Annotated in this window: 21 protein-coding genes; 13 read left to right on the top strand and 8 right to left on the bottom strand. The window is 42.6% G+C overall.

The genetic code is table 11. From position 1 onward, the window contains the following. Window positions 1-7 precede the first annotated feature (7 nt). Complete coding sequence (locus tag PCIT_RS18950; protein WP_010362006.1) at window positions 8-286, top strand: hypothetical protein; 279 nt, start codon at window positions 8-10, stop codon at window positions 284-286. Beyond that, on the top strand, window positions 255-1,226 hold the full coding sequence (locus tag PCIT_RS18945) for a type 2 periplasmic-binding domain-containing protein (RefSeq protein WP_010362005.1): 972 nt from the start codon (window positions 255-257) through the stop codon (window positions 1,224-1,226). The genes PCIT_RS18950 and PCIT_RS18945 overlap by 32 nt, the downstream gene beginning before the upstream one ends. Window positions 1,227-1,414: 188 nt before the next feature. Here the strand turns inward: PCIT_RS18945 and PCIT_RS18940 are convergent, their stop codons facing one another. Together PCIT_RS18940 and PCIT_RS18935 are read right to left on the bottom strand one after the other, a co-directional pair. Then, window positions 1,415-2,035: a hypothetical protein gene (locus PCIT_RS18940; protein ID WP_010362004.1), complete on the bottom strand. Its 621-nt coding sequence runs from the start codon at window positions 2,033-2,035 to the stop codon at window positions 1,415-1,417. Between the two features lie 146 nt (window positions 2,036-2,181). Next, the gene (locus PCIT_RS18935) at window positions 2,182-3,552 is read right to left on the bottom strand and encodes a pyridoxal phosphate-dependent decarboxylase family protein (protein WP_010362003.1); all 1,371 of its coding nucleotides are present in this window, start codon (window positions 3,550-3,552) and stop codon (window positions 2,182-2,184) included. Window positions 3,553-3,645: 93 nt separating this feature from the next. On the opposite strand from PCIT_RS18935, the gene PCIT_RS18930 reads away from it, so the two are divergent. From PCIT_RS18930 to PCIT_RS18920, 3 genes are all read left to right on the top strand, one after another. Then, entirely contained in the window at window positions 3,646-5,037 is a 1,392-nt protein-coding gene (locus tag PCIT_RS18930) for an aminotransferase-like domain-containing protein (protein ID WP_010362002.1), read from the top strand. A gap of 72 nt (window positions 5,038-5,109) precedes the next feature. Beyond that, window positions 5,110-6,465, top strand: a complete 1,356-nt coding sequence (locus PCIT_RS18925) for an MATE family efflux transporter (protein ID WP_010362001.1) — start codon at window positions 5,110-5,112, stop codon at window positions 6,463-6,465. 68 nt (window positions 6,466-6,533) lie between these two features. Beyond that, the gene (locus PCIT_RS18920; protein WP_010362000.1) at window positions 6,534-7,118 is read left to right on the top strand and encodes a hypothetical protein; all 585 of its coding nucleotides are present in this window, start codon (window positions 6,534-6,536) and stop codon (window positions 7,116-7,118) included. Between the two features lie 9 nt (window positions 7,119-7,127). Here the strand turns inward: PCIT_RS18920 and PCIT_RS18915 are convergent, their stop codons facing one another. Further along, window positions 7,128-7,751 (bottom strand): LysE family translocator, encoded by a 624-nt coding sequence (locus PCIT_RS18915; RefSeq protein ID WP_010361999.1) that lies wholly within the window; start codon window positions 7,749-7,751, stop codon window positions 7,128-7,130. Window positions 7,752-7,964: 213 nt separating this feature from the next. Here PCIT_RS18915 and PCIT_RS18910 point away from each other — a divergent pair, with 213 nt between their 5' ends. Together PCIT_RS18910 and PCIT_RS18905 are read left to right on the top strand one after the other, a co-directional pair. Further along, the gene (locus PCIT_RS18910) at window positions 7,965-10,163 is read left to right on the top strand and encodes an LruC domain-containing protein (protein WP_010361998.1); all 2,199 of its coding nucleotides are present in this window, start codon (window positions 7,965-7,967) and stop codon (window positions 10,161-10,163) included. After that, the gene (locus PCIT_RS18905; RefSeq protein ID WP_010361997.1) at window positions 10,163-10,675 is read left to right on the top strand and encodes a hypothetical protein; all 513 of its coding nucleotides are present in this window, start codon (window positions 10,163-10,165) and stop codon (window positions 10,673-10,675) included. The genes PCIT_RS18910 and PCIT_RS18905 overlap by 1 nt, the downstream gene beginning before the upstream one ends. Here the strand turns inward: PCIT_RS18905 and PCIT_RS18900 are convergent. Genes PCIT_RS18900 through PCIT_RS18880 form a run of 5 tightly spaced genes read right to left on the bottom strand, consistent with a single transcriptional unit; the run spans window position 10,672 to window position 17,758 of the window. Continuing rightward, on the bottom strand, window positions 10,672-11,955 hold the full coding sequence (locus PCIT_RS18900; RefSeq protein WP_010361996.1) for a sensor histidine kinase: 1,284 nt from the start codon (window positions 11,953-11,955) through the stop codon (window positions 10,672-10,674). The genes PCIT_RS18905 and PCIT_RS18900 overlap by 4 nt on opposite strands. Continuing rightward, window positions 11,952-13,331 (bottom strand): sigma-54-dependent transcriptional regulator, encoded by a 1,380-nt coding sequence (locus PCIT_RS18895; protein WP_010361995.1) that lies wholly within the window; start codon window positions 13,329-13,331, stop codon window positions 11,952-11,954. The genes PCIT_RS18900 and PCIT_RS18895 overlap by 4 nt, the downstream gene beginning before the upstream one ends. Window positions 13,332-13,375: 44 nt before the next feature. Beyond that, window positions 13,376-15,790 (bottom strand): ABC transporter permease, encoded by a 2,415-nt coding sequence (locus tag PCIT_RS18890; protein WP_010361994.1) that lies wholly within the window; start codon window positions 15,788-15,790, stop codon window positions 13,376-13,378. Continuing rightward, window positions 15,790-16,509: an ABC transporter ATP-binding protein gene (locus PCIT_RS18885; RefSeq protein ID WP_010361993.1), complete on the bottom strand. Its 720-nt coding sequence runs from the start codon at window positions 16,507-16,509 to the stop codon at window positions 15,790-15,792. Before PCIT_RS18885 ends, PCIT_RS18890 begins: the two co-directional genes overlap by 1 nt. Before the next feature lie 10 nt (window positions 16,510-16,519). Continuing rightward, window positions 16,520-17,758 carry an HlyD family secretion protein gene (locus PCIT_RS18880; protein ID WP_010361992.1) on the bottom strand — a complete coding sequence of 413 codons (1,239 nt, stop codon included), beginning with the start codon at window positions 17,756-17,758 and terminating at the stop codon, window positions 16,520-16,522. 538 nt (window positions 17,759-18,296) lie between these two features. Here PCIT_RS18880 and PCIT_RS18875 point away from each other — a divergent pair. The 6 genes from PCIT_RS18875 to PCIT_RS18850 all read left to right on the top strand — a co-directional run bounded on the left by PCIT_RS18875 (window position 18,297) and on the right by PCIT_RS18850 (window position 23,341). Beyond that, entirely contained in the window at window positions 18,297-19,154 is an 858-nt protein-coding gene (locus tag PCIT_RS18875) for a polysaccharide deacetylase family protein (RefSeq protein ID WP_010361991.1), read from the top strand. A gap of 116 nt (window positions 19,155-19,270) precedes the next feature. Continuing rightward, window positions 19,271-21,220 carry a LodA/GoxA family CTQ-dependent oxidase gene (locus PCIT_RS18870; protein WP_010361990.1) on the top strand — a complete coding sequence of 650 codons (1,950 nt, stop codon included), beginning with the start codon at window positions 19,271-19,273 and terminating at the stop codon, window positions 21,218-21,220. Window positions 21,221-21,224: 4 nt separating this feature from the next. After that, window positions 21,225-22,307 carry an NAD(P)/FAD-dependent oxidoreductase gene (locus PCIT_RS18865; protein WP_010361989.1) on the top strand — a complete coding sequence of 361 codons (1,083 nt, stop codon included), beginning with the start codon at window positions 21,225-21,227 and terminating at the stop codon, window positions 22,305-22,307. Window positions 22,308-22,377: 70 nt separating this feature from the next. Further along, window positions 22,378-22,566, top strand: coding sequence for a hypothetical protein (locus tag PCIT_RS18860; protein ID WP_010361988.1), 189 nt, complete (start codon window positions 22,378-22,380; stop codon window positions 22,564-22,566). Window positions 22,567-22,756: 190 nt separating this feature from the next. Continuing rightward, window positions 22,757-22,948, top strand: coding sequence for a hypothetical protein (locus PCIT_RS18855; RefSeq protein WP_010361987.1), 192 nt, complete (start codon window positions 22,757-22,759; stop codon window positions 22,946-22,948). Between the two features lie 75 nt (window positions 22,949-23,023). Beyond that, window positions 23,024-23,341: a hypothetical protein gene (locus PCIT_RS18850; protein WP_010361986.1), complete on the top strand. Its 318-nt coding sequence runs from the start codon at window positions 23,024-23,026 to the stop codon at window positions 23,339-23,341. Window positions 23,342-23,359: the final 18 nt, after the last annotated feature.

The following is a 23,359-nucleotide window of genomic DNA, read 5'->3' as shown; positions in this document are numbered from 1 at the left end:
TGAGTCAGTGAAATATTTCATCATATTGATACTTAGTTGCATCACATTTTCAGCGACGGGCGCCCAACAAATCGACCTCTATACATGGCGTGTACAAGAAGGCGCATTATGGCAAAAAATAAATCAGCAAAAGCTTATTCCCGGTATCGAGGTCAACGTCAAAGTGATCAGCTTCGATACGTATCAGCAGCACATGCAGCTAGTTCTGCCCGGCTTTGTTTCAGTGGGCCCCTGGGGCCGCGGCGTTAGCACCATTGCTACGACATACTTTTATCGAGCCCAATGAATATCAACTGAATAATATCAACCCAAGTGCGCTCACAGCAGCAACAGCCACAAATGCAAAAATATATGGAGTGCCGTTTGCTGTTCAACTTGAAGGTCTTTTAGTCAATAAAAAGCTGGTAAATAAATTGGGACTCAACCAGCGCCCCACATCGCTCACCCAGCTTGAGTCATACTTTTCACAACTTAAACGTAATCAAATTACACCGCTACATATGGCAAGCGATGATTGGTATTTATCGCAAGTCGTAATTGAAGTATTGCTAGCAGGTTTATTACCGGCGAAAAAAGCCACACAACTGATCTCAGGTGAAAGCTGCTTTACTGATCCAGACTTTGTTAACGTGCTTGATACCTTGTCACATTGGCACCAAAGTGGATACTTTAACAAAAATGCAATGACCGAAGGCTATCAAGGTGCAGGAACAAACGTCGCACTTGCTAATTCTGCAAGCGTGTTTGATGGTGGATGGCGCACAAGTCCTAACTCTTTATTTTATGAAATAGACCCAAACTTTGAATTCGAATTTTGGGCCATCCCCGGAAAAAGTAATAAATTCTACGCATTCGCTGACGGTACTTATCAAGTTAATGCACGCGGCCATTATAGTAGTGCAGCTAAGCGCGTTTTAAAATTTACCACCACGCAACAATTTGCCGAGTTATTTGCCAACGAATTAAATGAGCTTCCTGCTTATTCCAAGCACATGAACATCAAGAGTAAAAACTTAACAGCACTTGCTGAACTGGTCTCTTCTCAGGGATATGGTGTCAGTCTATTCAGCGCAGCAAGCTTGAATACATCTGAGCCGAGCTATCAAACGCTGACAAGAGACGCTATTCGGTTAATTTTCTCTGGAAAAACAGGGAAACAAGCAGCACAGTCTATACAAAAAGGGCTGAACAGTTGGCAATATGTAGGTCATAAACACTGCGCCTAGCCATCTTATTATCCGAGTCAGGGGCAGTGGTACTGACTTCCACGCCCCATGACACTTTTATAAGGTGTGACTCACTAATATTCAGTCAACAAGCGCCAAAGCGGTGGTTAATTTGGTGGTGTTTTTATACAGTATGCTCTCCAAATAGCGTTGTGATCTTGCTAGTAGATTGAAAGAACAGTTAAACATTACGCTGCTGCATTCACTAAAATTGCCCATGGGCTTTGTGGGTCGCTCATATCACTGTCTAACGCATCCGTTGGAGCACCGCCAAGTAACGCATTTTGAGCTTGCTCTAAACGCGCATCAAAATGCCTGATTGCATCAATGAATTTTGACTTCTCAAATTGCGCTAAACTTACGTCGTTTTCGATGCCATTTTTAGCCAAAGACAGCATCTCGCGCCGCACACCTAACTCTTTATATTCAAGGAAATCAATACCAAGCGAATTAAACAAAAGCGCTTGCTGCATTTCATCACGTTCAACTTCTACCTCTATGGGCATTTTCATAATTTGCGTAATGGTCTCTTTATGAAACGCCTTGCTATAGTCTTTGGCTGATAATTCAGGGTCAACCACTGCAGCCGAATGTGATGTGGCTTTTTCAAAATAGAATGAGGCAAATTTAGAAACGTTACGCTCTGCAACAGAGGAGGTTACCAGCGGGTCTTTATTAGTGCTCATATTTTTCTGTGCTTGGTGGTGCTGATTGGCAAATAGCGCGTGCTTTTCTAAACTTGCTTTTTTGGGATGCAAAAATTGCTGTAATGACTGAATGTGATGATTAGCCCCGTGAATAGCGGTCATAGGTTACTCCTGCCTCCTTGGTTTTAAGTCCTACTGCACAGCAAGATTTATTCCACCCATTTTATTGCTAAACAGCAGCTTAGCGTATAGTTATCCTGTAAGCGAAGCGGTGATAGCAAAAAAGCGGCAATCATTTGCCGCTCTCTCTACTTTCCTAGTGCCTGTAGTAGAGTTACTACTTGCTTAATGTCGCTTTCTGAAGTTTCCCAATTGCTTAATGCAGCCCTAATAATAGGTTTGCCCTGCCACACACCTGGGGTCATAAATACTCGACCCGATGTATTAATCGCCGCTAGACATGCCTCTACACTTTTTAACGAGTGTGACCCATTAGGGCGAAATAACACCACGTTAAGTTCGCAAGACTTAACCAATTCGTAGTGCTCACTCTCAGCTAACCACCGAGCAAATGCCTGCGCTGACGTAATGTTATTTTGTATTTGCTTTTTAATCCCTTCTTTACCGTAGCCAATTAGGGTCGCCCAAACTGGTAGTGCTCTGAATCGACGCGAGTTTTCTATGCCCATAGACCTAAAGTTAGTATCCCCAGAAGCCGTATTTAAATAAGGTGCTTGTACATCACACGTCTGTACTAAGTAGCTGGGTTGGCGAGTTAAAAATACACCACAGTCATACGGGACATTGAGCCATTTATGGCAATCAAGAGTAATACTATCAGCACACTCTATCCCGGCTGTTTTTCCATTGGGGCCAGTGAGTAGTCGCTCAAAAATACCAAATGCAGCATCAACATGAAGCCATGCCCCATGAAGTTTGCATAACTGGCCAATGGCTTTGAGATCATCAAAATCAGTCCCCGTGACAGTTGCTGCACTGGCGATCACCAACTTTCCTTTGCAATTACTATTAGACAGCATGTGTGCCAAAGAATCAGCACACATGGCTTCGCTGTTAGACAAAGTACGAACCTGATGCCAACTATTTTGACCAAACCCTGCCATACCTAAACTTTGGACCATGCTCGCATGCGGTGTTGCCGCATATATTTCAATAGCTAATCCCGCCATGCCATCCAACGCAACATCCATTCCTTGCAGCTTACCTACATACTGCCGAGCACTTAGCGCACCCAATACGTTTGCCGCAGTTGCGCCAGTGGTAAACACTCCCTTAAATTCTTCGGGTAGATAGAAAAGATCACATAACCAAGCCAGAGTGTGTAGCTCAAGTTCGGAGGCAATAGAATCTCCTCGTTGTGCAACATTTTGGTTAAACAATCCCACTAACCAATCCGCAAAGGTTGCACAGGGATTAGCGCCTCCAGTAACAAAACCCCAATAACGCCCCCCGTTGCTGGCCGACAAATTGCCTGCAACATGTTGATTAAAAAACTGATAAAAATCATTTAACCCAGCGCCATGTTCTGGCATAGGTAAGGTTGCCAAAGTTTGATTCTTAGACGCCACATCCCGTGCATCTAGTTGATCTCGAAATTGAGTGAACTGCGCTTCTAACATGTCTATCATGTTTTTTTGAATTTGTGATGTGTACTGCATTTTTATTCCTAATGAGTGACGATACATACCCTTTAGTTTATGCTGATAAAAATAAGGTAACAGATACAAAATATAGAATATTTTAGATAACAGATGAAGCAAAAAGCAAAATACAAACAACTCGCTCAGCAACTAATTAGCAAAATAGAACAGCGAATTTATACCTCTGATAAACCACTTCCTTCATTAAGATCGTTTTGCGATATTCAACAAGTTAGCATGACAACGGCGTTAGCTTGCTATCGATATGTTGAGTCACAAGGTTATATCACCGCGCATTCAAAACGTGGCTACTTTGTCACTACACCCATAGCTGGTGCAGTAAAATATGACTTTCCAAACTTTGTTGCCAAGCCCACACAGTCAAAACATTCAGACCGTTATAATGAGCTCACGCCACAATCGTTAGCCACCGCAGAACTTGGTTCTTCATTGGTGGATCATAAAGTGCTTAGTGCATCACTTGCTCAAGCATGCCGCCATAGTGATTTGATCTGGGGCTATGCCTGTATACAAGGAGAAGCGACATTAAGGCTTGCGCTTAGTAAGCATTTTAGTAGCCAAGGGTTTGCACTATCTGAACACGATATTTCAATCACCCATGGCTGCCTCGACGCGGTGCAACTTGCCATTTCGGTAGTCAGCAATGAACACGACATCATTTTAGTCAGCTCCCCCTGTTACAGTGGCTTACTTGATATGTTACACACACTTAAAAGGCGGGTTATTGAAATTCCCAGTACACATGATGGTATTGATTTAGTGCAAATGGAGTACGCGATTCAACAGCACAATGTAGTGGCATGCTTGCTCACGGCTAACCACCAAAATCCAACGGGCCATAGTTTGAGCAACAACCAAAAATGCCAAATAGCTCAGTTAGCCAATACCTATCAACTACCAATCATAGAAGATGATGTATTTCGCGAAATCAGCCATAATCACACACCACCGCTTCCCATCAAGCACTTTGATGATCATGGTTGGGTTATTTGGTGTGCGAGCTTTTCAAAGTCATTATCCGCAGGCCTTCGATTAGGCTGGTGTGCACCCGGTCGATACTTTGATGCCTACATTACACAGCAAAAAGTACGTACGTCAGGCGTCAATAAACCCCTTCAGTTAGCAATTGCCCATTATGTCAACCGAGGCCATTATCAGCAGCACCTCAAACGCGCAAATAGCAAGCTTGCCTCCCATAAAAACTTATATATCACGCTGCTCAACAGCATCTTACCCGCTAATAGCAGCATATATGTCCCCCGTGGTGGTATGGTGCTTTGGATAAAAGTGCCTGATCTTGACTCGGATATGCTGGCAGCAGTATTAGTACAGCAGCAAATTTACATAAAACCAGGCACCATATTTGGCACAACGCAACACTATAAAGAGTGTTTTAGGTTGAATTTTGGGCTGGCATTCACCACTAACATTCAAGCGCAACTTAATAAAATAGCTAATGAAATCAATAAACAACTAACATAGCAATTACAATCAAGACATGCGACACTAATGCAATAAAATAGGGACATCATACTGAATTATTAAGCACACTTTATGCAAGACTTAACACGCGGTTCTATTTATAAACATCTCTTTAATATGTCAATGCCCATTGCATTTGGCTTATTAGTGCAAACCTTATACTTTATTGTGGACCTTTATTTTGTCGGTCATTTGGGCGATGTCGCACTGGCCGGCGTAAGCACTGCGGGTAATTTATTCTTTTTTGTGATGGCATTAACGCAAGTATTTAACGTAGGGTGTGCGACTTTAGTGGCTCATGCAATTGGCCGCAAAGATCCCCTTCATGCAAGTGCGGTATATAGTCATGCGTTGTTTTATGGCATAGCTGCCAGCTTAATCGTCAGTGTGTTTGGTTACTTATTTGGCCACCACTACTTTTCTGTATTAGCGGCCACCGAAGCCATTGGATCCACTGGGTTAACATATTTATATTGGTTTGTACCTTCATTAGCGATGCAGTTTATTTTAACTGTGGTGTCAGCATCTATGCGTGGATCTGGGCTGGTAAAACCCTTTATGATCATACAAATGGCCGCATTATTTTTAAACATATTATTGTCACCTATACTGATCACCGGTATGGGTATTTTCAGTGGAATGGGCGTCGCTGGAGCTGGGTTTGCCAGCTCTATTGCAGCCTGTTCAGCTGTGGTTATGGGTATCATCTATATCAAACGCACGCCAAATATTCTGCAATTAAACAAACAAAAAGTCACACCGAACACACAGATATTTAAATCGATACTAAAAATTGGTGGGCCGGCGGGCAGTGAGTTTATGCTGACCTTCTTTTATATCGCAATGATTTACTGGGCACTCAGTCAGTTTGGTGCAGACGAACAAGCAGGGTTTGGTTTGGGATCGCGGATAATGCAAGCGCTCTTTTTACCGGTAATGGCCATTGCTTTTGCCGCCCCTGCGATTGCTGCACAAAATTATGCTGCAAATAAAATGAAACGTGTTTATACCACGTATAAAGTAACGACCATCGCCACCACCTCATTGATGTTTGTATTGGCTTTACCCTGTATTTTATTTCCTGAGTTTTTTTTCACGCCGTTCAGTAATGATCCGGCCGTTATTGCCGTCGCAGCAACATTTTTAAGTTATGTGGGGTTCAACTTTGTACCTGCTGGTCTCTTATTTTCATATTCAGCCATGTTCCAAGCGTTTGGCAATACTTGGCCGGCTTTACTCAGCACATTCATGAGGGTAGGTATATTTTCTGTATTGCTGATATATTGTGTGGCACAAACACCCATGGCAATCACCACCATATGGATACTCTCTGCCGCCACCGTTTTCTTTCAAGCAATATTAAGCTTTGCACTCATACAGTCTACGCTAAAAAAACGATTATTAACTCGAGCTAAAATCACCACATAAGCCATTATTTTACGGTACGAATTGTGCTTTAGTTAGCCTAGTGCACACTCTATCGGCAAAAAATAACCATGAAGCTTACACTGGAAGAATCTGATTTCATAACGCAAATAGTACAACAAGAAAGCACAGCGCAACTCGACCTTACACTTTCCAAACCAGAAGCAACGCAGTTAAAGCAATGGTTATCAACACTGTCTAAGGCCAGTGATGTACAACTATTGGCTAAAATCAATTCCCAGCTCATGTACTTTCCGGCGCATATTGACACACAAAGAGACGGCGACCCGACGGTAAGTTGTGAATTGCCTCGCATAGTAGACATTAACAATAATTATCGCCATTGGCGCACTGAAAAATTAGAGCACGCTCAACTGCGCTCATCACATCTACCCTGTGTATTCAAAGTGCTTTCACTGTCACTATCGGGGCTAGTGGTACGCACATTCCCCTATAAAGCACATGGATTAATCGATCATTTTACCGATGTAACCGTAAACTTGGCCTTGTCAGAACATATCACCGTTCGATTTGATGTGACGCTTGGCCGCATCATCAACGACACCGCCATAGCATTAGAAATTATGAACATTCACGATGGATACGCTCATTTAAAACAAGCAATTTTTGACTGTTATAATCAAGATCATAGTTAACCCTTTGTGTTAAGAGAACTGACCAACCACAACTCGCAAAGCTAACAGTAAAAATGCAACTCCAAGTATCTTATCAATGAAAGTTTGCTTCTTGGTGAGATCAAATTTGTCACGCGCTTTAGCAGAGCCTATTGAAACGATGAAATACCACATAGTATCAATCACCAACACAGTCGCGCACATGATAAAGCCAACGGCCAAGGTCATTACTTCGGGGTCTATAAATTGAGAAAACAGTGCCACAAAAAAAATCGCCAATTTAGGATTTAAAAAGGCAATGGCGAATCCATCTTGCGCTGCTTGACGATACGAGTGACTACTGTGATGCTCGGACACCTCTAGAGCAGATGATTGGCTCATAAGTATGCGTATGCCCATATACGCCAAGTATGCAGCTCCACCATACACTAGTGCCATGTATAATAAAGGGAAGTGATTGATAATGCTGGCAAGCCCCAACAAAGATAAGCCTGCATAAAGGCCAACACCCAGACCATGCGATACACTCGCAACAATGCCATGTGTCGCACTGTTATAAAGAGAGTGACGTAGAACAACGGCTAAACTAGGCCCTGGTGACATGGCCCCTACCACACAAATAAATGCCAAACTCAACCACGTTGATAATTCCATTGCTTATCCTAGTGCTATTTTAAAAAACGGCATAGTACAACACCGATGCTTATCCGCAAATTTAATTTCACTCGCAATATGCAAATAATTCATTGCAAGATGCAATGAATTTACATATTAAAAAAATATAAAAGCTTATTTTTCATAATATTAAAAGTTGGAACATCGCATGCTTCTCAAGGTATATACTACTTATGCAACTGGCCTTTAATTATGAGAAAAACTTACATCGCAACAATGTGTATGCTATTCGCCTCTGGTAGTGCGATAGCCGACCCATTTGAAAGCTGCCCAAGTAAAGCCTTTTTAATGCAAGACTCCGTTGCAAAGTTGTACGGTATTGATTTGGTATCGGCAAAAGCCACAACCATAGCAGCAAGCTTAACCCGCGAAGGCGCGGCTAACACGTCAAGCGTGAACGCGGTGGGGTTTAACTATAAAGACCAATACATGTATGGCTACAGCAAACAAGAACCTGGGCGTGTAGTACAAATTGGCAACGATTATGATATGACAGTACTCGATGTAACAGGGTTACCTGACACCAACTTTTACGTGGGTGACATACAAGTGACTGGTACTGGCACGAACCAACAAGCCTATTATTTTGTGTACACCCCAAACCATGGCTTGTACAAAATTCCACTTAATGATGACCTAACGCAATCTATTGCCTCAATTCAGTATACTGGCAGCGAAAACTGGAACCTCAATATCTTTGACTTTGCATTTCACCCTAACAGCAATTTACTGTACGCGATGGAGTCTAATGGCAACTTACATGAAATTAACGTAGACACCGCTACCACAACGTTCATAACACAATTAGACACCGCAGGAGATAGTGGCGCGTTCGGCGCAACTTATTTTGATGTTAATGGGCAGTTTTATGCCAGCAATAATAGAAGTGGTAAAATACACAAAGTCGATTTATCGGTCAGCCCGGTGGTTGGGTATACCCCTACAGCATCCGTTTTTACCAGCGGCCCTAAGTCAGGGCAAAATGACGGTGCACGTTGTGCTATTGCTGAAGTCAAGGTGACTGATAACTCCATCGACTTTGGCGATGCCCCCAATGGCTATGCAACCACACTTGCAGACAGTGGTCCGCGTCATTTATACGATCCGAATGATGATGGTGAAAACCTCGTTTATTTAGGTGCGAGTGTTGATGGTGAAAACATTAATACCGCAGCCGATTTAGCCGCTGCGCCCATTGATAACTCTGATGATGGTGTGGCCTTTGTCACCGACTTTGTTGGCGGGCAAAATACACAAATCATTGTTACTGCTTCACAAAATAGCTATTTGTATGCTTGGTTTGACTGGAACCAAGATCAGGTTTTTTCAGCCGATGAAGCCATGCTCGATAAAATAGCCATTAATGCCGGTGATAACAGCCTACTCATTCCGGTTCCTGAAACAACACTTGAAGGTAATACTTGGGCCCGTTTTCGCGTAACCGACGGCTCTGAAGCCTCTAATATCAATGCCACTGGAGGGGTATCAGGCGGAGAAGTAGAAGACTATGAAATCACCACTTACGCAAGTGACGCCTACCCCAGTGAGAACGATTGGGTAACCCTGTCTTATGAAGACAAGTGGCCATTTGCAGGCGATTATGACTTTAATGATTTAGTGACTCACTTTCGCAGCACTCGCTACAAAGAAAACGGTGCGGTAGTGGGCTATAGAATTGAAGGGGAAATACTCGGGGTTGGCGCCACCTACCACAATGGTTTTGCCGTTAGATTGTACGATCAGATAAACGCCTCTACCGAACGCAGAGTGAATCGAGCTGAAATTGATGAAGCCAATATTAGCTTTACCATCGACGGTGTTGTACAAGAAACATCCCCCTTAGAGGCTGGCCGCAGCGATGCTATCTTAATCGTGATGGAAGATGTGTGGGACTATGTGCAAAAAAATGGCGGGTGCCAATACTTTAGAACCGAGGCCAATTGTCAAAGTGGAACTAAAGTGACATTTTCAATGACCGTTCCACTGCTTGCGCCCAAGGCGCTCGCAGACTCCCCTGCAAATGTACTCGACCCATTTATTTTTGCCAGTGCTGACCACTTTCATGGTGATTTCATGAATAGTATTGATAAAAGAAGCTGGGAAGTGCATTTGAAAAATAGAGCGCCAACCGAAGCCTTTTCAAATGAACTTTATAGTGTGTCTGGCAGCGATGATGCATCAAACCCTGCGGCTAATAGCTATTTTCAAACCACCTCAGGGTTACCTTGGGCAATGGAGATTGGTGCGGCATGGAAACACCCTATTGAAACCATTGATATAACCAATGCTTATCCCAAATTTGCGGCTTTTGCCACCTCAGCAGGTAAAAACAGTATTACTTGGTATAGTGAACCACAACTTAGCAAAGTTATTACCTCAGGAGCACAATAATGAATAAATTAACTGTAACTCTATTTAGCCTGTGTTTCTTAAATGCATGTGGCGGCGGTGGTGAAGAAGGCAGCGCAGCTCCCGTGACAAGCCCAGTGGCAGAAAACCCAGATCCCGTCACGCCACCGGACACTGTAACCCCACCCGATACAGGCACAACACCAGAAACGCCGACACCCGATGAAACATCTATGGCAGATCTCGTCATCGATACTGAGTTTGATTTATCAACTAAGTTTTCACTGCTCGTTGATGTAGACCTTAAACTAGAAGATCAGCGTGCTTATTTGAACATATGTCAAAGGTTAGCGGGTGAAAGCAAAGCTGATCGTAATAATTGCGTATTACGAACAGCACTAACTAATGCGCCACTCAATACCGTGTTAACCATTAGCCGTAGCGACATGATGCTCGTTGCTGAAGTATGGATGTATGATAGCAGCACCACACCTATGACATATGAATGGCAGTATGACGCCAGCGCAGACCAACAACAATTTCAGATCCGCTAGTGCGTGTCGGGTAAGATGATCTGCGCGACCGCGCTACATTCTTGTTGCGCGGTCAGCGTCAAAGTTCCTTGATGCTGCTCCACCACTTTTTTACACCAGACTAAGCCTATACCTTGCCCATCTGCTTTAGTTGTGTAAAAAGGCACAAATAAATTATCGACTTGTGTAATGCCAATTCCATTATCCTCCACCTTCATCAATAAAGACCCTCCCTCCTTTTGCGCACTGATCTTAATATTGGCAACTATGCCGCCAGCGCTGCATGACTCCAAAGCATTTTTTAGCAAGTTAATTAGCACTTGTTCAATCAAAATAGGATCAAATTGCCACTGCTCTACGTTAATAACTAATTCGATATTTTGCTCAGGGTGCAATTGGCGCACCCTTAAAAACAACGGAGCAATTTCGACCTTTGCTGTTTTGAGCATAATGCTTTTTTCTAAACTCGCGTAATTCGATACAAACTGTTGCAAATGCTGACTGCGTTCGACAATGACGGCCAACATTTTTTGTTGCTCTTGATCACTAGAAAATTGCGCTAAAGTTTGCGCTATAGACTTAATTGGCGTGAGAGAATTTTTAATTTCATGGCTCAATACTTTCACTAATTGTCGCCACGCTTCATTTTGTGACTCTTTCAGTTCTGATTGAATATTGCTTATTAACAGTAGCTGATGCTTTACACCATTTAGGTTTATTTCACTGCACCTGAGCTGATGCGACGCAGCTATTGCCTCATCACGAAAACACCAATGTTCTTTATTTTTAATAAAACCCAGCGCAGTTAAGTGTTCGTATTTTTTTAACCGCCAATCACATTTCAAAAAGCCTGATAGCGCGCTGTTCCCCATGGTCAGCTTAAAGTCCTCATCAATAATAAAAATAGGATTATTAAGCGCTTGCAATAATTCATTAACCAATAAAGCATGTTGGTTCTGTTCTGTATGCCATACTTCAAATAATTTCATAGTTTGCGTTAGCTCACTATGAAGCTGTGCGGCGACACCTTCTTTATATTCTGCCACAGTCCTTATGCCGGTATCTGAAAAGCGAATGGCATCCATCATGGTCTGCATAGCTCGATAAGGAGAAAAAAACCGCATTTTGAGATACAGCACAATACTGAAATAAGCCGGAGACACTAGCATCCATACTGTGACAATATGAAGTACATTGTGGCTATGCTGCCATATGTTCCATAAGAGTAAGCTCATTAACAGCAGATAATTACCGAATAAAACAAGCCCAAAAAGTTGCTCTTGAGAACGCACTCTATTCACCCAAAGTCCTTCGCACAAATATCATATTTTTCTAGTCGCCGATAAATTGCACTTTTACTTATACCCAGTAATTCGGCAGCTTCTACTGTTTGCCCAGACGTATTCTCTAATGCTTGCTTTAATAGCGTTTGTTCTGCTTGTGCCAATGTCATCAAAGGTAAAACGCCTTGATACTGCGGAGCCTGCTGCACAGAGTTACCCAGCAGATTCAGTACCTCATCGCGCGTTATGTGGCAATTTGCCGTCATGAGCACCAATCGCTCAATAATATGACTAAGCTCTCTCAAATTACCCGGGTATTCCAAACCCTGTAATTCAGCCAAAGCACATGCAGAAAAACTCAAACCTTTTTTATGATGTGCCAGTTGATGGCGTTGTAAAAACTGCTCAGCCAGCGCTGGAATATCTGCATGACGTTGCGCTAAAGAAGGCACCTCAATGGTGATGGTATTTACCCGATAAAATAAATCTTGTCGAAAATATTTTTGCTCAATAAGCGATGTCATATCGGCATTAGTTGCACTGATCATGCGCGGTTTAGCGGATTGTGTTTGACTACTGCCAACCCGCTCAAAGTGCCCGCTTTCTAGCACCCTAAGTAACTTAGCTTGTTGAGTAAGAGGTGTTTCTGCAATTTCATCAAGAAACAAGGTTCCGTTTTTTGCCAGTTCAAAACGCCCGATTCGCGCTTTATCCGCCCCCGTAAATGCCCCTTTGGTATGACCAAACATCTCGCTTTCAAAAAGTGACTCTGGCACCGCTGCCATATTCACCTCGACAAATTCGCCCGTCATATTTGATGATTGGTGCACATAGTTGGCAAGGGTTGATTTACCCGTGCCATTTTCACCCGTAAATAAGATATTTGCTTTACTGGTTGCAACCTGATCGAGCTGCTGTTTTAAGTGCTGCATCGCTGGGGAGTGGCAAATCAAATCAATACAGGGCGATTTATCAGCAATATTTTGCTTTAAAACCGTATTCTCTTGGTCTAAGCCACACAGTTTAAGCGCATTTTCAATCACCTGAACTAATCGTGCGTTATCCCATGGCTTTTCAATAAAGTCATTAGCACCATTGTGTAATGCCTTAACCACCAGCTCCGTATTTGCCCACGCAGTCATCGCAACTACTGCGGGTTTCATTGGTAAATCAGTCAATTTACGTAAGAAAAACAAGCCTTCTTCACCTGACGTTGTATCAAATGCGAAGTTCATATCAAGCAATACCAAATCAACGTGATTTTCGTGCAACTGAGTAAGGCCAGATAAAGGCGAGTCCGCCTCTAAAATATCATACCCATAATTTGCCAGTAAGAATCGTGCTGATAGTCTTACATCGGCCTTATCATCAATTATTAATAGTGTTTTTTGCATGATTTTTTCGCTGTTGCACTGTTGTACACTGCAACAGCGCGTCCTTATTGATTTCTTAAAGCTGTGACAAGATCAGATTTAAGTATTTGTTTTACAGGTATAATACACGCCATGTACGAGAATCCGAGTAACAATATCAATGACATGGTAACTTGTAAAGGTTCTGGTGCTGGGATCAAATTACTGTATTGATATGCATAATGATACACTCCGGCGGCAATAAGCACACTCATACCAATACCTATGAGTAAAGGGATGAAAGCATCGGTGACAACCATTCGAACGATGCGTTTAGGCTTAGCACCTACCGCCATTCTAACGCCTAATTCAAATCGGCGCATTTGCGTACCATATGCGACTACGCCATAAATGCCGGCGCACGCCAATAGCAATGCTAATATACTTAAGCTACCACTTAACCATGCTGCTAACCGATATTTAAACACTAAATCTCGACTAGTTTGTTCCACATCTAAAAATTCTAATATCGCTAAATTTGCGTCGACTCGCTCTACCTCTTTCACAATATCAGTTTGAGTAAAATGTGCTTTATCTGACACTTTAACCATCAAATTTAAACGCATCGGGCTCATGGCAAAATAGGTAACGCCTTGATATTTAGACTGTGTAAATGCATTATAATGGTCGCCTACCACACCAATAATTTTAAACCCTTGCTCAGGTGAGTAAAACATAAATTCACCCACCGCATTTTCTTTACCAAAGGCTTCCAGCGCAACTGCGCGACTGACTAACATCACCTTGGCTTTATCTTCAATATCCGCCTGCGTAAATGTTCGCCCGTACAATACCGGCTGTTCTAGTACGGAGAAATAATCTAGCCCGACCGTATTAAACCCAAATAAGCCTAAGCGATCACCTTGAGAGTCAGTAAATGGGCTAGAAAAGTCACCTTTACGAATGGGAGATATGGTACTTTTTATCGCGGCTTCTACCCCAGGTAATGCCAAAAAATGTTGCTTAAGTTGCTCTATGAGTACTAACTTCGCCTCACCAGACGAGTAACTTTCACCGACATCTATTTGTAAACTAAATATGTTTTCGACATTAAGCCCCAAAGGTTTGGTGGCCATTTTTAAGGTTGATTGCAACACCGTCGATGTGGCAAATAGCATCAACCCAGTCAATGCAACTTGAGAAATTACCAACGCTTTGCGCAATGTGGCAGAAATTTGTTTTTGCGTCCCTTTCCCGCTGCTCGTCAGCTGTTGTTTTAACTGTTCATGGTCAATACTCTTGCTGCCTACCCATGCAAGTATCAACGACAATACAAAAGCAATACCCACCGCAAATAATATCGTGATAGAGTTTATACCTAACTCGTCGAGCCGGTTAATCGAGCCTTGTGCTAAGTGCTGTGTTAACACCAGTAACCATGCAGCGAGGAGTAATCCAAACGCGGACGCACTCAACGTAATTAACAGACCTTCCACAAATAAATGTTTAAAAATATGCTTTGGTTTAGCACCCACACTGGCACTAATTGCCAACATACTTTGCTTTTTAATCACATGTGATAAATACAAGTTTACAATATTGGCAAACGCAATAAGGAGCAATACGATGGCACCTGCTAACACCATTAAAGAGATAATTGGGTTGTCACCTTTTATAACAGCTGGTAACGGCTCTAAGTGCGCTCGATATTCATAGTCTTTAAAATCAACCACAAAGTCACTATTCGCGACGGCATTTTTTAAAGCGTTATCTAGTAGCGATGTCAATTCTGAAACATGCTTCACAGGGTCGTTCTTTTGAATAGTCACTAAATTACGCGACGCATTACGAAACTCGCTTTCGCTAATGCCAGCTTGTGCCATGGGTAAATACAGGCGACTTGTACCATAAAAACTCAAAGGCTCTGGATCGCGAAAGCCATTATCAATAACCCCCACGATCTGTAAGTTCACTCCGTTGAACGCTAAACTTTTACCAAGTACATTGGCATCTGCTGCAAAAACCGATTGCCACATTTGATAGGAAATAACAGCCTCAGGCAATGCGTCTGTTATTATTTCTGTCGCGGTAAAGTTGCGACCCAAAATCACATTCGCGCCCAATAATGGTAAGTATTCATGACTTACATACATCGCCACTTCAACCGGCTTGTCAGCGCGACTGGTAATACGGCCGCGTCGCTGGGTCAACATAGCAGACTCATACCCTGCGGCTTTGGACGCTTGATACATGGCGATTTGACCACCTTCTCCTTGGCCGCCAATATTATCTACGCCATTTTGATGTAAGTTTTGTTTTAAGACATAGAGTTGTTGTGCGTCTTGGTAAGGTAACGGTTTAAGCAATACAACCTGATTAAGGTTAAACGCAGCCAGTAATGCCCCGAGAGTGAGCGCCAAAGTGAACACCATGATGAACGTAAATCCGGGGGCCTTTTTTAGCCCACTCGTTACCTGCTTAAAGTGCGATATTACGTTCATTATATTGCCTCACTTAAGCTGGGCACCGTGACAATTTTTCCATCTAATAAGTGATACTGTTTTGAGGCAAAATTTGCATACCTTGGATCATGCGTCACCATACAAATCGTCGTACCTTGACGGTTTAAAGTACGCAGCAATCCCATAACCGCATCACCATTATGTGAGTCTAAATTTCCTGTGGGCTCATCGACCAGTAAAATGGTTGGATCGCCAACAAGCGCGCGGGCAATAGCAATTCGTTGCTGCTGACCACCAGATAACTGGTTAGGTTTGTGCTCTGCACGATGGCTCATTTCAACTTGAGTAAGGGCTTGCTTTACCGCCGCGGCAATATCAGCTTCACCGAGCTCAGGCTCACGATATCGCAGTGGTAGCGCAACATTTTCAAACACACTTAGTTCATCGATTAGGTTAAATGACTGAAATACAAAGCCGATTTTGAGGTTCCTGTATTCAGCACGTTGATCTAAATTTAAGCCTTCTACGGCTTCACCTTCAATCAAATATTGACCTTCACTGGGTGAGTCGAGTAGGCCGAGTATCGACAGTAAAGTGGATTTACCACACCCAGACGGGCCTGAGATAGATACAAATTCACCGTGGTAAATATCCAGTTCTATATTCTGCAGAGCATGTGTTTCAATGTTTTCTGTGACGTAAACTTTGCTTAAATTCTTTAACGAAATACTCACTGTTTTTGCTGTTGAGGATGTCATACTTGCTACCTTATAGTTTTAATTCGATGGTGTGTGCTGCCTGCTTTTCCATTGCAGATAAAATAAGCTCGTCACCTTGGCGAGCCCCTGAAAGTACTTGGACACGCTGCCCGCTTTGTTTACCTAATGTGATCCATGTTTTTGTGGCTGTTTTACCGTTTTTTGCTACTTTAAAGAGCTGCACTCTGGTGTGTGATTTTGCATTCACTGGCATAGGAATTGTTAGCGTTTGTGGTAATGCACCTAGCGATATAACCGCAGCAACATTAAGTGAGGGCCGAGCGTTATTTGGTAACGCGCCAACCAAGTCCAATTCCACCTCAACATGACCGTCTGTAACAACCGGATCTATGCGCGTGACAGTGGCTTTTGCTTCTCCTGCGCGTGTATCAATAACCGCCGACATACCAATATCAAGCCCTTGTAATTGGCCTTGTGGTACCTTTACTAAAGCAACCAATGAATCGGTACTACCGACCAAAGCAATATGTGATCCCATACTGAGACTCTGGCCTATTTCTATTGGTAATGTTTGCAACATACCATCGATCCCCGCCACAACATTTAAGCGCTGTGCTTGCGATGCGGCGAGCTCTCTTAAACTCTTTTTCTCATTCAGTTTCTGCTGCTCAATCCGAAGCGCTTGTGCATGCAATTGCACAATTTTTTGTTGTTTATTTTTCAGGTGCTGTAAACGGATCGTCAGCTTATCAACCTTTGCTTGGCTATCAAGCAAATCAAGCGCTGATACAACCCCTTGCTTTGCCAGCCCCTGCTCCGCATTGAGCCGAGATTTAGCCACTTGCAAGTCCACTTCTAACTCTTGCAATAACTGTTGATCGGCCAGTATTTCTCGTTCTTGCTTTAATGCCAGCTGCCCGAGTACCGCTTGCTGAGCATTGTAGGCCATGGTTGCTTGCAATACTGCTTGCGCGACTTCAGGGTTACTTAGCCTAGCAATCACACTTTCTTTAGTGACTAACGACCCAGGTTTTATAAATATCTGCTCAACAACAGCACTATACGGCGCCGTTAAATATCGCTGCTGCTTAGACTGTAAACTGCCGAACCCCTTCACCTGTAACTGTAAATCTTCCATAACGACGGCTTCACGCCAAAGCTGACCATTAGGCTTTGCAGCAAAGTAAGCCTTACTTATTTGGCTCACAAGTAAAACGACAACCACAGCCACACTACCGACAGGTAAAATGTTAAACCTCTTTTTTTTGTGTGTGCGTACTTTATCCATATGTTGGTACCTTTTTCAGTTGATACCTTTTAGTAGCAAGTGCGATACCAAAATTTAACCCTATAAATAACAGCGACTTAAAATAATTAAAATACTATAAATCGTTAAATTCCCGAAATCGAGAATAATCAGATTCCCAATTTCGTTAAGGGAACACTCTGCTTTTGAACCGTTGGTTTTTTGGGGAGGGTTACCGGGTTTTATCTAAATCGCAACATTGCAGCTAGGCTACTTCACCTTTGTAACGCAAGAAAAACTAAAACCTAATACCATAAATACAGCAGCAGCCCATAGCCGACAAAACCAGCATCCCGTAATTTATATCACCGCTTATTGAGAGAAGTTCAATTTACCTCCTTTGAAGTGTTCTACGTTAAAAAAAGCTTTAAAATAATATAGTTAGGAAAAGTAGAGTCATACATATAAGGATATTTTCGCTAATTCAGAAATATTCAGTATTCCTTCAGTTAATTTGTATTGCCTGCGGAGGCTTTTTTCGTTTAGATAACCGCAATGTTTTTTTACAAGGAACCTTTTTATGCGAATTTACCACTCATCATTAATCATATGCTTATTTGCCACCGTTTTTACCAGTGCCGTACATAGCAAAACCACAGAGTCCGAACTCTGGAAAAATGACAAGAGTCAAAAGTACTTAGGCTTTACCTACCCTAACGGCGCTCAGAATGCGATTAGTATTACATTTGATGATGCCCGTGATAGTCAAATAACCGTCGGGATGCCAATATTTGACAAACATCAAGTGAAAGGCACCTTTTATGTTGTACCAAATAGCGTAGAGCGACAACTAAGTGGCTGGAAAAAAGCAGTTGAGCGTGGCCATGAAATTGCCAACCATACCAGTAACCATGTTTGTACTGGTAACTTCGAATGGCTCAGAGTGAGAGGGTTAGGGCTTGAAAATATTACACTTGATTGGCTCAAACAAGACATCAATAAAGCGAATACATATCTAAAAGACAACCTCGGTGTAACCCCAACAAGTTTTGCATACCCGTGTGGCAATACGTTCGTAGGCAGAGGAATTGATACTCGAAGCTACGTGCCCTTAATTGCTCAGCAATTTCAATTTGGTCGCACATGGAACGATGAAACAGCAAACAACCCAAACTACACGTCTTTTTCACAGCTCACCGCACTTCGTATTGATGGGCAAACTTTCGATGAAATCAAAGCTATACTCGAACTCCTTAAAGGCAATAATAGTTGGATCATCCTCGCTGGCCACGATGTCGGTGAAAAAGGGCAATATACTGTTGACAAGGAGGTGCTAGAACAGCTCTTTATTTACTTAAAAGATCCTAAAAATGGCTATTGGTTAGATACAGTGAATACAATTGGCAACTATATCAAACAACACAGAACAGCGCCGTAATAGGCTGTAATTGCCATTCTCATGTCGAGAAACTAGACTTCCTTACACAATAGAAGTGCAGTAAATAGTTGCACTTCTAAGTCAATAATTAGTTCTAAATTAAAGGAAGTTTAGGTATGGAAAACACCGCTTGTAATTCAACCATTGTTTCAGCTGCAATATACCCTCCCATTGGTGTAATGCGGGTTGGTAATAGTCAATCTGAATTCTTTATAGGCCCTGAAGTAAGTGAACCACTCCCACAGACACCCAGCTTTTACCGAGATAGTACGGGTGCTTTAAAGCGCCAAGCAGCCCGCTTTAGAGTTTATGGCTTAAATTCTGATGGTGAGATCGTTAAAGAGCTCACTGCCTGTAATGCAGATATCACATGGCATGCGCAACTTGCGAACCAAAAAGCTTCTTGGTACAACTTTGAAATTGCGTTAGATATTCCAGAAGCAGCGCAAGCAGATCCTTCAAAGCTACGAAACAAAAGTGTAAAGGGCGATGAGCGTTACCGACTGCTCATTGATGGCGGAAAAAACACGTTATCTGGGCGTAATATGACCGGTGGGCAGCATCAATTTATCGGCAAATTTGATGAGGAGTCGGTCTACTTAGGTGAAATGACAACCGACTCAGATGGCCGCTTAGTCATGCTAGGGGGACATGGTAAATCAGCAAACATACATGGAGACCCAGCAGTTACCTTCGGTAACAACGATGGGTGGTATGATGACACCTCTGATGGCCCAATTACGGCTGATGTTACTGTCGATGGTGCTGTTTTACCTGTAAAGCCTAGCTGGGTTGTTTGTGCTCCTCCTGATTATGCGCCTATGCAAAAATCTGTTAGAACCATGTGGGACTTAATGTATGACATTGCTGTAGACGCAAACATGTTGCCTCTGCCGGGTAAACCTTCTTTTACTCACGATATTTTACCTATCTTCCAGCGCATGACAGACTTACAGTGGGTCAATGCAGGGTTTGCCGCTGGATTTGGTTGGCAAAGTCCGTTTGATTTTACTTCTGAACAGTGGCTAACACGCTTGAGCGATACATCCGATACGTATCAAGAAACAAGACGTACGTTGTTTAATAACTTTAGAAACTTAGAAACTCGAGCAAACATTGAAGGTGAAGCATTTAATGTGTCGGCAAGTGCGTGGGATCCGACACAAGCGTCATTATCACCACAGCAGTGGCCATGGATATATGGTGACGCGATGAGTAAAGGCGCTAACAACTCTCCCCGTCAATTTCTAACCCTTGCATCGACTCAACTTAATGCACTCGCAAAATGGGTAGCTGGTGATTTTATCGCCGACTATGACCCGCATTATGCCGCTCCTGTTTCTTTAGATGATGTGCCTGTAAGCGAACAACCTGCGATGTTAACCAAAGCTGCAATGGACTTTTGTTTGGCAGATGCTTTTCATCCAGGCTGTGAAATGACGTGGCCTATGCGACATATTGGCATGTATAGCGAAGCATTTCGTTTACGCCACAGTCATGATCCAGAATTAAATAATCATGTTAATTTTGGTGATGAACTCACACCTGACATTGCTATTGCTGAAAATGGCCCTATAGTTAGCGGCCAAATTGCGGGAGGGATCACTCGCTGGATGGCCATTCCTTGGCAAACAGATACTGCATCATGTCGGGATGGCTACAACACCGCATTAGACCCATATTTACCAACTTTTTGGCCTGCTCGTGTTCCAAATAATATGCTCAATCAAGAAAATTATCACACCGTGCTCAATGAATCTCTCCCTTTGGCAGAACGACAAGCGGCATTTAATGAACGTGAATTTTGGTTAGACGATTTACCCGTAGGTGCTACGGCCACTTACGAAGAGCAAATCAATGATATGGTTGATAACTTTGATAAATTAGCAATAGTTTTACCTAAAACAGAAAAAGGGGTTACCAACTTCCCTACCACCATGCAAGTCGGTTTAACGCCGACTCAAAATAAAGCGATGCTAGCATTAAAATCAGACAAACAGGAAAAAGCCACTCGCCCTGATTTAAGCCGCACAGACAAAGCAAACCGCTTTAACTACAAAAGCTAACAGCATGATTAAGTCACACTTACCAAAGACACAAGTTGTAATAATTGGCTCTGGTATTGGGGGCTGCATTGCAGCCCTTGCACTGGCCCCCCATTATTCCGTCACATTGATAGACAAAGCCCCTGTGCAACAAAATAAGGTAGGTGAATCACTCGCGCCAGCCGCAATTAGGATACTGAAGCAATTAAATTTACAGCATTTACTGAGTGATCCTCGGCATATAGTCGGTCAAGGCACCCTATCTTATTGGGGCTCAGACGAACCGACCTTAATCGATAACTTAAAGAACCCTGATGGTTTTGGCTGGCACCTAGATAGAAGTTACTTTGAAAACCAGCTGCGAGCGGCCTGTCACATAGCTAATATACACTGCATTTGGCCAGCACAACTGAACGGCAGTACCATGACATCACATGGGTGGGAAATCGAATATGAAAGCGATTCAAAAACGCATCGACTTATGAGCGATATTGTCATTGACGCCTCTGGCAGGCACTGCGTGTTTGCTCGTCAACAAGGAATCGCAAGGCATCAATTTGATAAGCTCATGTCTATAGGTTTTACTGCAAACCTTAACATTACCAAAAATGTGGCCATTATTAGCCATACCGACGATAGTTGGTGGTATAGCGCACCCATTCACCAAAGTGATTTAAACCCAGGCGCATATCAACAAAAAAGAATCTTTTCTTGGTACGCAGAACCACACGCCATAAAAAAAGCACAAATACACACCCCTCAAGTGTTACTTCAACACGCTCAGGAAGTACCCGGCTTTCAGACATTAATATCTCAATTAGATCATTCCAGCGCGACCTTGCACCCAATGCTGGCAGCTAACTCTTCTAAGCTAGAAAGTTGCTCTGGTAACGCTTGGTTTGCCATTGGAGATTCAGCTATAAGCTTTGATCCCCTGTCATCTCAGGGCATGTTTAACGCGATGGCATGTGCCATTCAGCTTAGTGAGTTACTCATTGATAAAGGCCTTGCCCACACAGACAATCAGCGCATATATCAACAGCAAGTTGACAAAATCTGGCAAAGCTATCTAGCACACCGTGCGCTCTACTATAAAATGGTATCGTGAAAAACAAAAATTTTACAATTAAACTACAAAATGTAACTATGGCAGGGACTTAATTAAAAGGATAATTATAATGAAAATACAGTTAAATAAAAAAAGCGTAAAACTCTTATCACAACAGCAAAATTTAGCAACCAAGCACACTCCAGCGGTTGCTGGTGGACGGTTCCCTGAGCCAACCGTGTTTTGTCGTACTAAAGTAGAGTCTTGTAAGGTTGTCTGCTTCTGGTCGATTCAGGGCGGTGATCATACCTGTATTTAGTCTTAAGCTTAATACTGCAGGCGGGATCTTTTTTTTACCAAAAAACGCTTACCGCCTTTACCCATGAATTAAATCACACCCTTTGCAAATCCTTACACAAAGCTACCCACTGGTAAAAAAGACACGTATAATCCTGCGCCAAACAGTTATGTCTGCTTAAATTCCAATACTTTATCAATTGAGGGAAATCATGTTGCTCGATGCTATTTTCGTTAACTTTATTATTATCAGTTTTTGCTTAGCCGTCACCTGCATTATCATGGCAATCACTAAAAAAGCACCTAGTTCTGAAGAGCGTATGCAAATTAAAATTGAATACGGGCTATTTGCTTGTGCTGGCATTATTTCAGGTTCATTGGCAACCTATGGCTATCTCGCCTAACCTCTACTGACACTCCCTGACAATGTAATGTGTTTTACTTAATGTGACTTATTAATCACAAAAGGAAAACACATTATGACAAACCCTATCATCGAAGTAGTCACATTCGCATTAGCCGAGGGCGTAACAGAACAAGATTTTATGTCAGCCAATTCGCAGTTTGAAACATTTCTTAATGCCCAATCAGGATTACTTTATCGTTCGCTTGCCAAGCAACAAAATTCAGCTTTGTATATCGATGTGATTTACTGGGAGACACTGCATGATGCGACACGTGTCCAACAAGCATTTTATGACTCGCCCGAGTGTCAAAGCTTTATTAAATACATAGATAAAGATACTGTGGAACTGACACATAACAGAGTCATTGCCCAAACCGAATGTAATAATTAACTTACGAATCGATAGAGG

It is taken from the genome of Pseudoalteromonas citrea (assembly GCF_000238375.3).
Lineage (GTDB): Bacteria > Pseudomonadota > Gammaproteobacteria > Enterobacterales > Alteromonadaceae > Pseudoalteromonas > Pseudoalteromonas citrea.
Note: the sequence above shows the minus strand (reverse complement) of the source record. Positions and strands in the feature narration are given on the sequence as shown.

What these genes read in the sequence shown, in the direction of transcription:
- PCIT_RS18865 (WP_010361989.1), top strand. Translation starts at nt 21,225, where the DNA reads ATGATTAAGTCACACTTACCAAAGACACAAGTTGTAATAATTGGCTCT.
- PCIT_RS18890 (WP_010361994.1), bottom strand. Translation starts at nt 15,790, where the DNA reads ATGAACGTAATATCGCACTTTAAGCAGGTAACGAGTGGGCTAAAAAAG.
- PCIT_RS18925 (WP_010362001.1), top strand. Translation starts at nt 5,110, where the DNA reads ATGCAAGACTTAACACGCGGTTCTATTTATAAACATCTCTTTAATATG.
- PCIT_RS18935 (WP_010362003.1), bottom strand. Translation starts at nt 3,552, where the DNA reads ATGCAGTACACATCACAAATTCAAAAAAACATGATAGACATGTTAGAA.
- PCIT_RS18870 (WP_010361990.1), top strand. Translation starts at nt 19,271, where the DNA reads ATGGAAAACACCGCTTGTAATTCAACCATTGTTTCAGCTGCAATATAC.
- PCIT_RS18920 (WP_010362000.1), top strand. Translation starts at nt 6,534, where the DNA reads ATGAAGCTTACACTGGAAGAATCTGATTTCATAACGCAAATAGTACAA.
- PCIT_RS18875 (WP_010361991.1), top strand. Translation starts at nt 18,297, where the DNA reads ATGCGAATTTACCACTCATCATTAATCATATGCTTATTTGCCACCGTT.
- PCIT_RS18930 (WP_010362002.1), top strand. Translation starts at nt 3,646, where the DNA reads ATGAAGCAAAAAGCAAAATACAAACAACTCGCTCAGCAACTAATTAGC.
- PCIT_RS18850 (WP_010361986.1), top strand. Translation starts at nt 23,024, where the DNA reads ATGACAAACCCTATCATCGAAGTAGTCACATTCGCATTAGCCGAGGGC.
- PCIT_RS18895 (WP_010361995.1), bottom strand. Translation starts at nt 13,331, where the DNA reads ATGCAAAAAACACTATTAATAATTGATGATAAGGCCGATGTAAGACTA.
- PCIT_RS18940 (WP_010362004.1), bottom strand. Translation starts at nt 2,035, where the DNA reads ATGACCGCTATTCACGGGGCTAATCATCACATTCAGTCATTACAGCAA.
- PCIT_RS18905 (WP_010361997.1), top strand. Translation starts at nt 10,163, where the DNA reads ATGAATAAATTAACTGTAACTCTATTTAGCCTGTGTTTCTTAAATGCA.
- PCIT_RS18915 (WP_010361999.1), bottom strand. Translation starts at nt 7,751, where the DNA reads ATGGAATTATCAACGTGGTTGAGTTTGGCATTTATTTGTGTGGTAGGG.
- PCIT_RS18910 (WP_010361998.1), top strand. Translation starts at nt 7,965, where the DNA reads ATGAGAAAAACTTACATCGCAACAATGTGTATGCTATTCGCCTCTGGT.
- PCIT_RS18860 (WP_010361988.1), top strand. Translation starts at nt 22,378, where the DNA reads ATGAAAATACAGTTAAATAAAAAAAGCGTAAAACTCTTATCACAACAG.
- PCIT_RS18855 (WP_010361987.1), top strand. Translation starts at nt 22,757, where the DNA reads ATGTTGCTCGATGCTATTTTCGTTAACTTTATTATTATCAGTTTTTGC.
- PCIT_RS18885 (WP_010361993.1), bottom strand. Translation starts at nt 16,509, where the DNA reads ATGACATCCTCAACAGCAAAAACAGTGAGTATTTCGTTAAAGAATTTA.
- PCIT_RS18880 (WP_010361992.1), bottom strand. Translation starts at nt 17,758, where the DNA reads ATGGATAAAGTACGCACACACAAAAAAAAGAGGTTTAACATTTTACCT.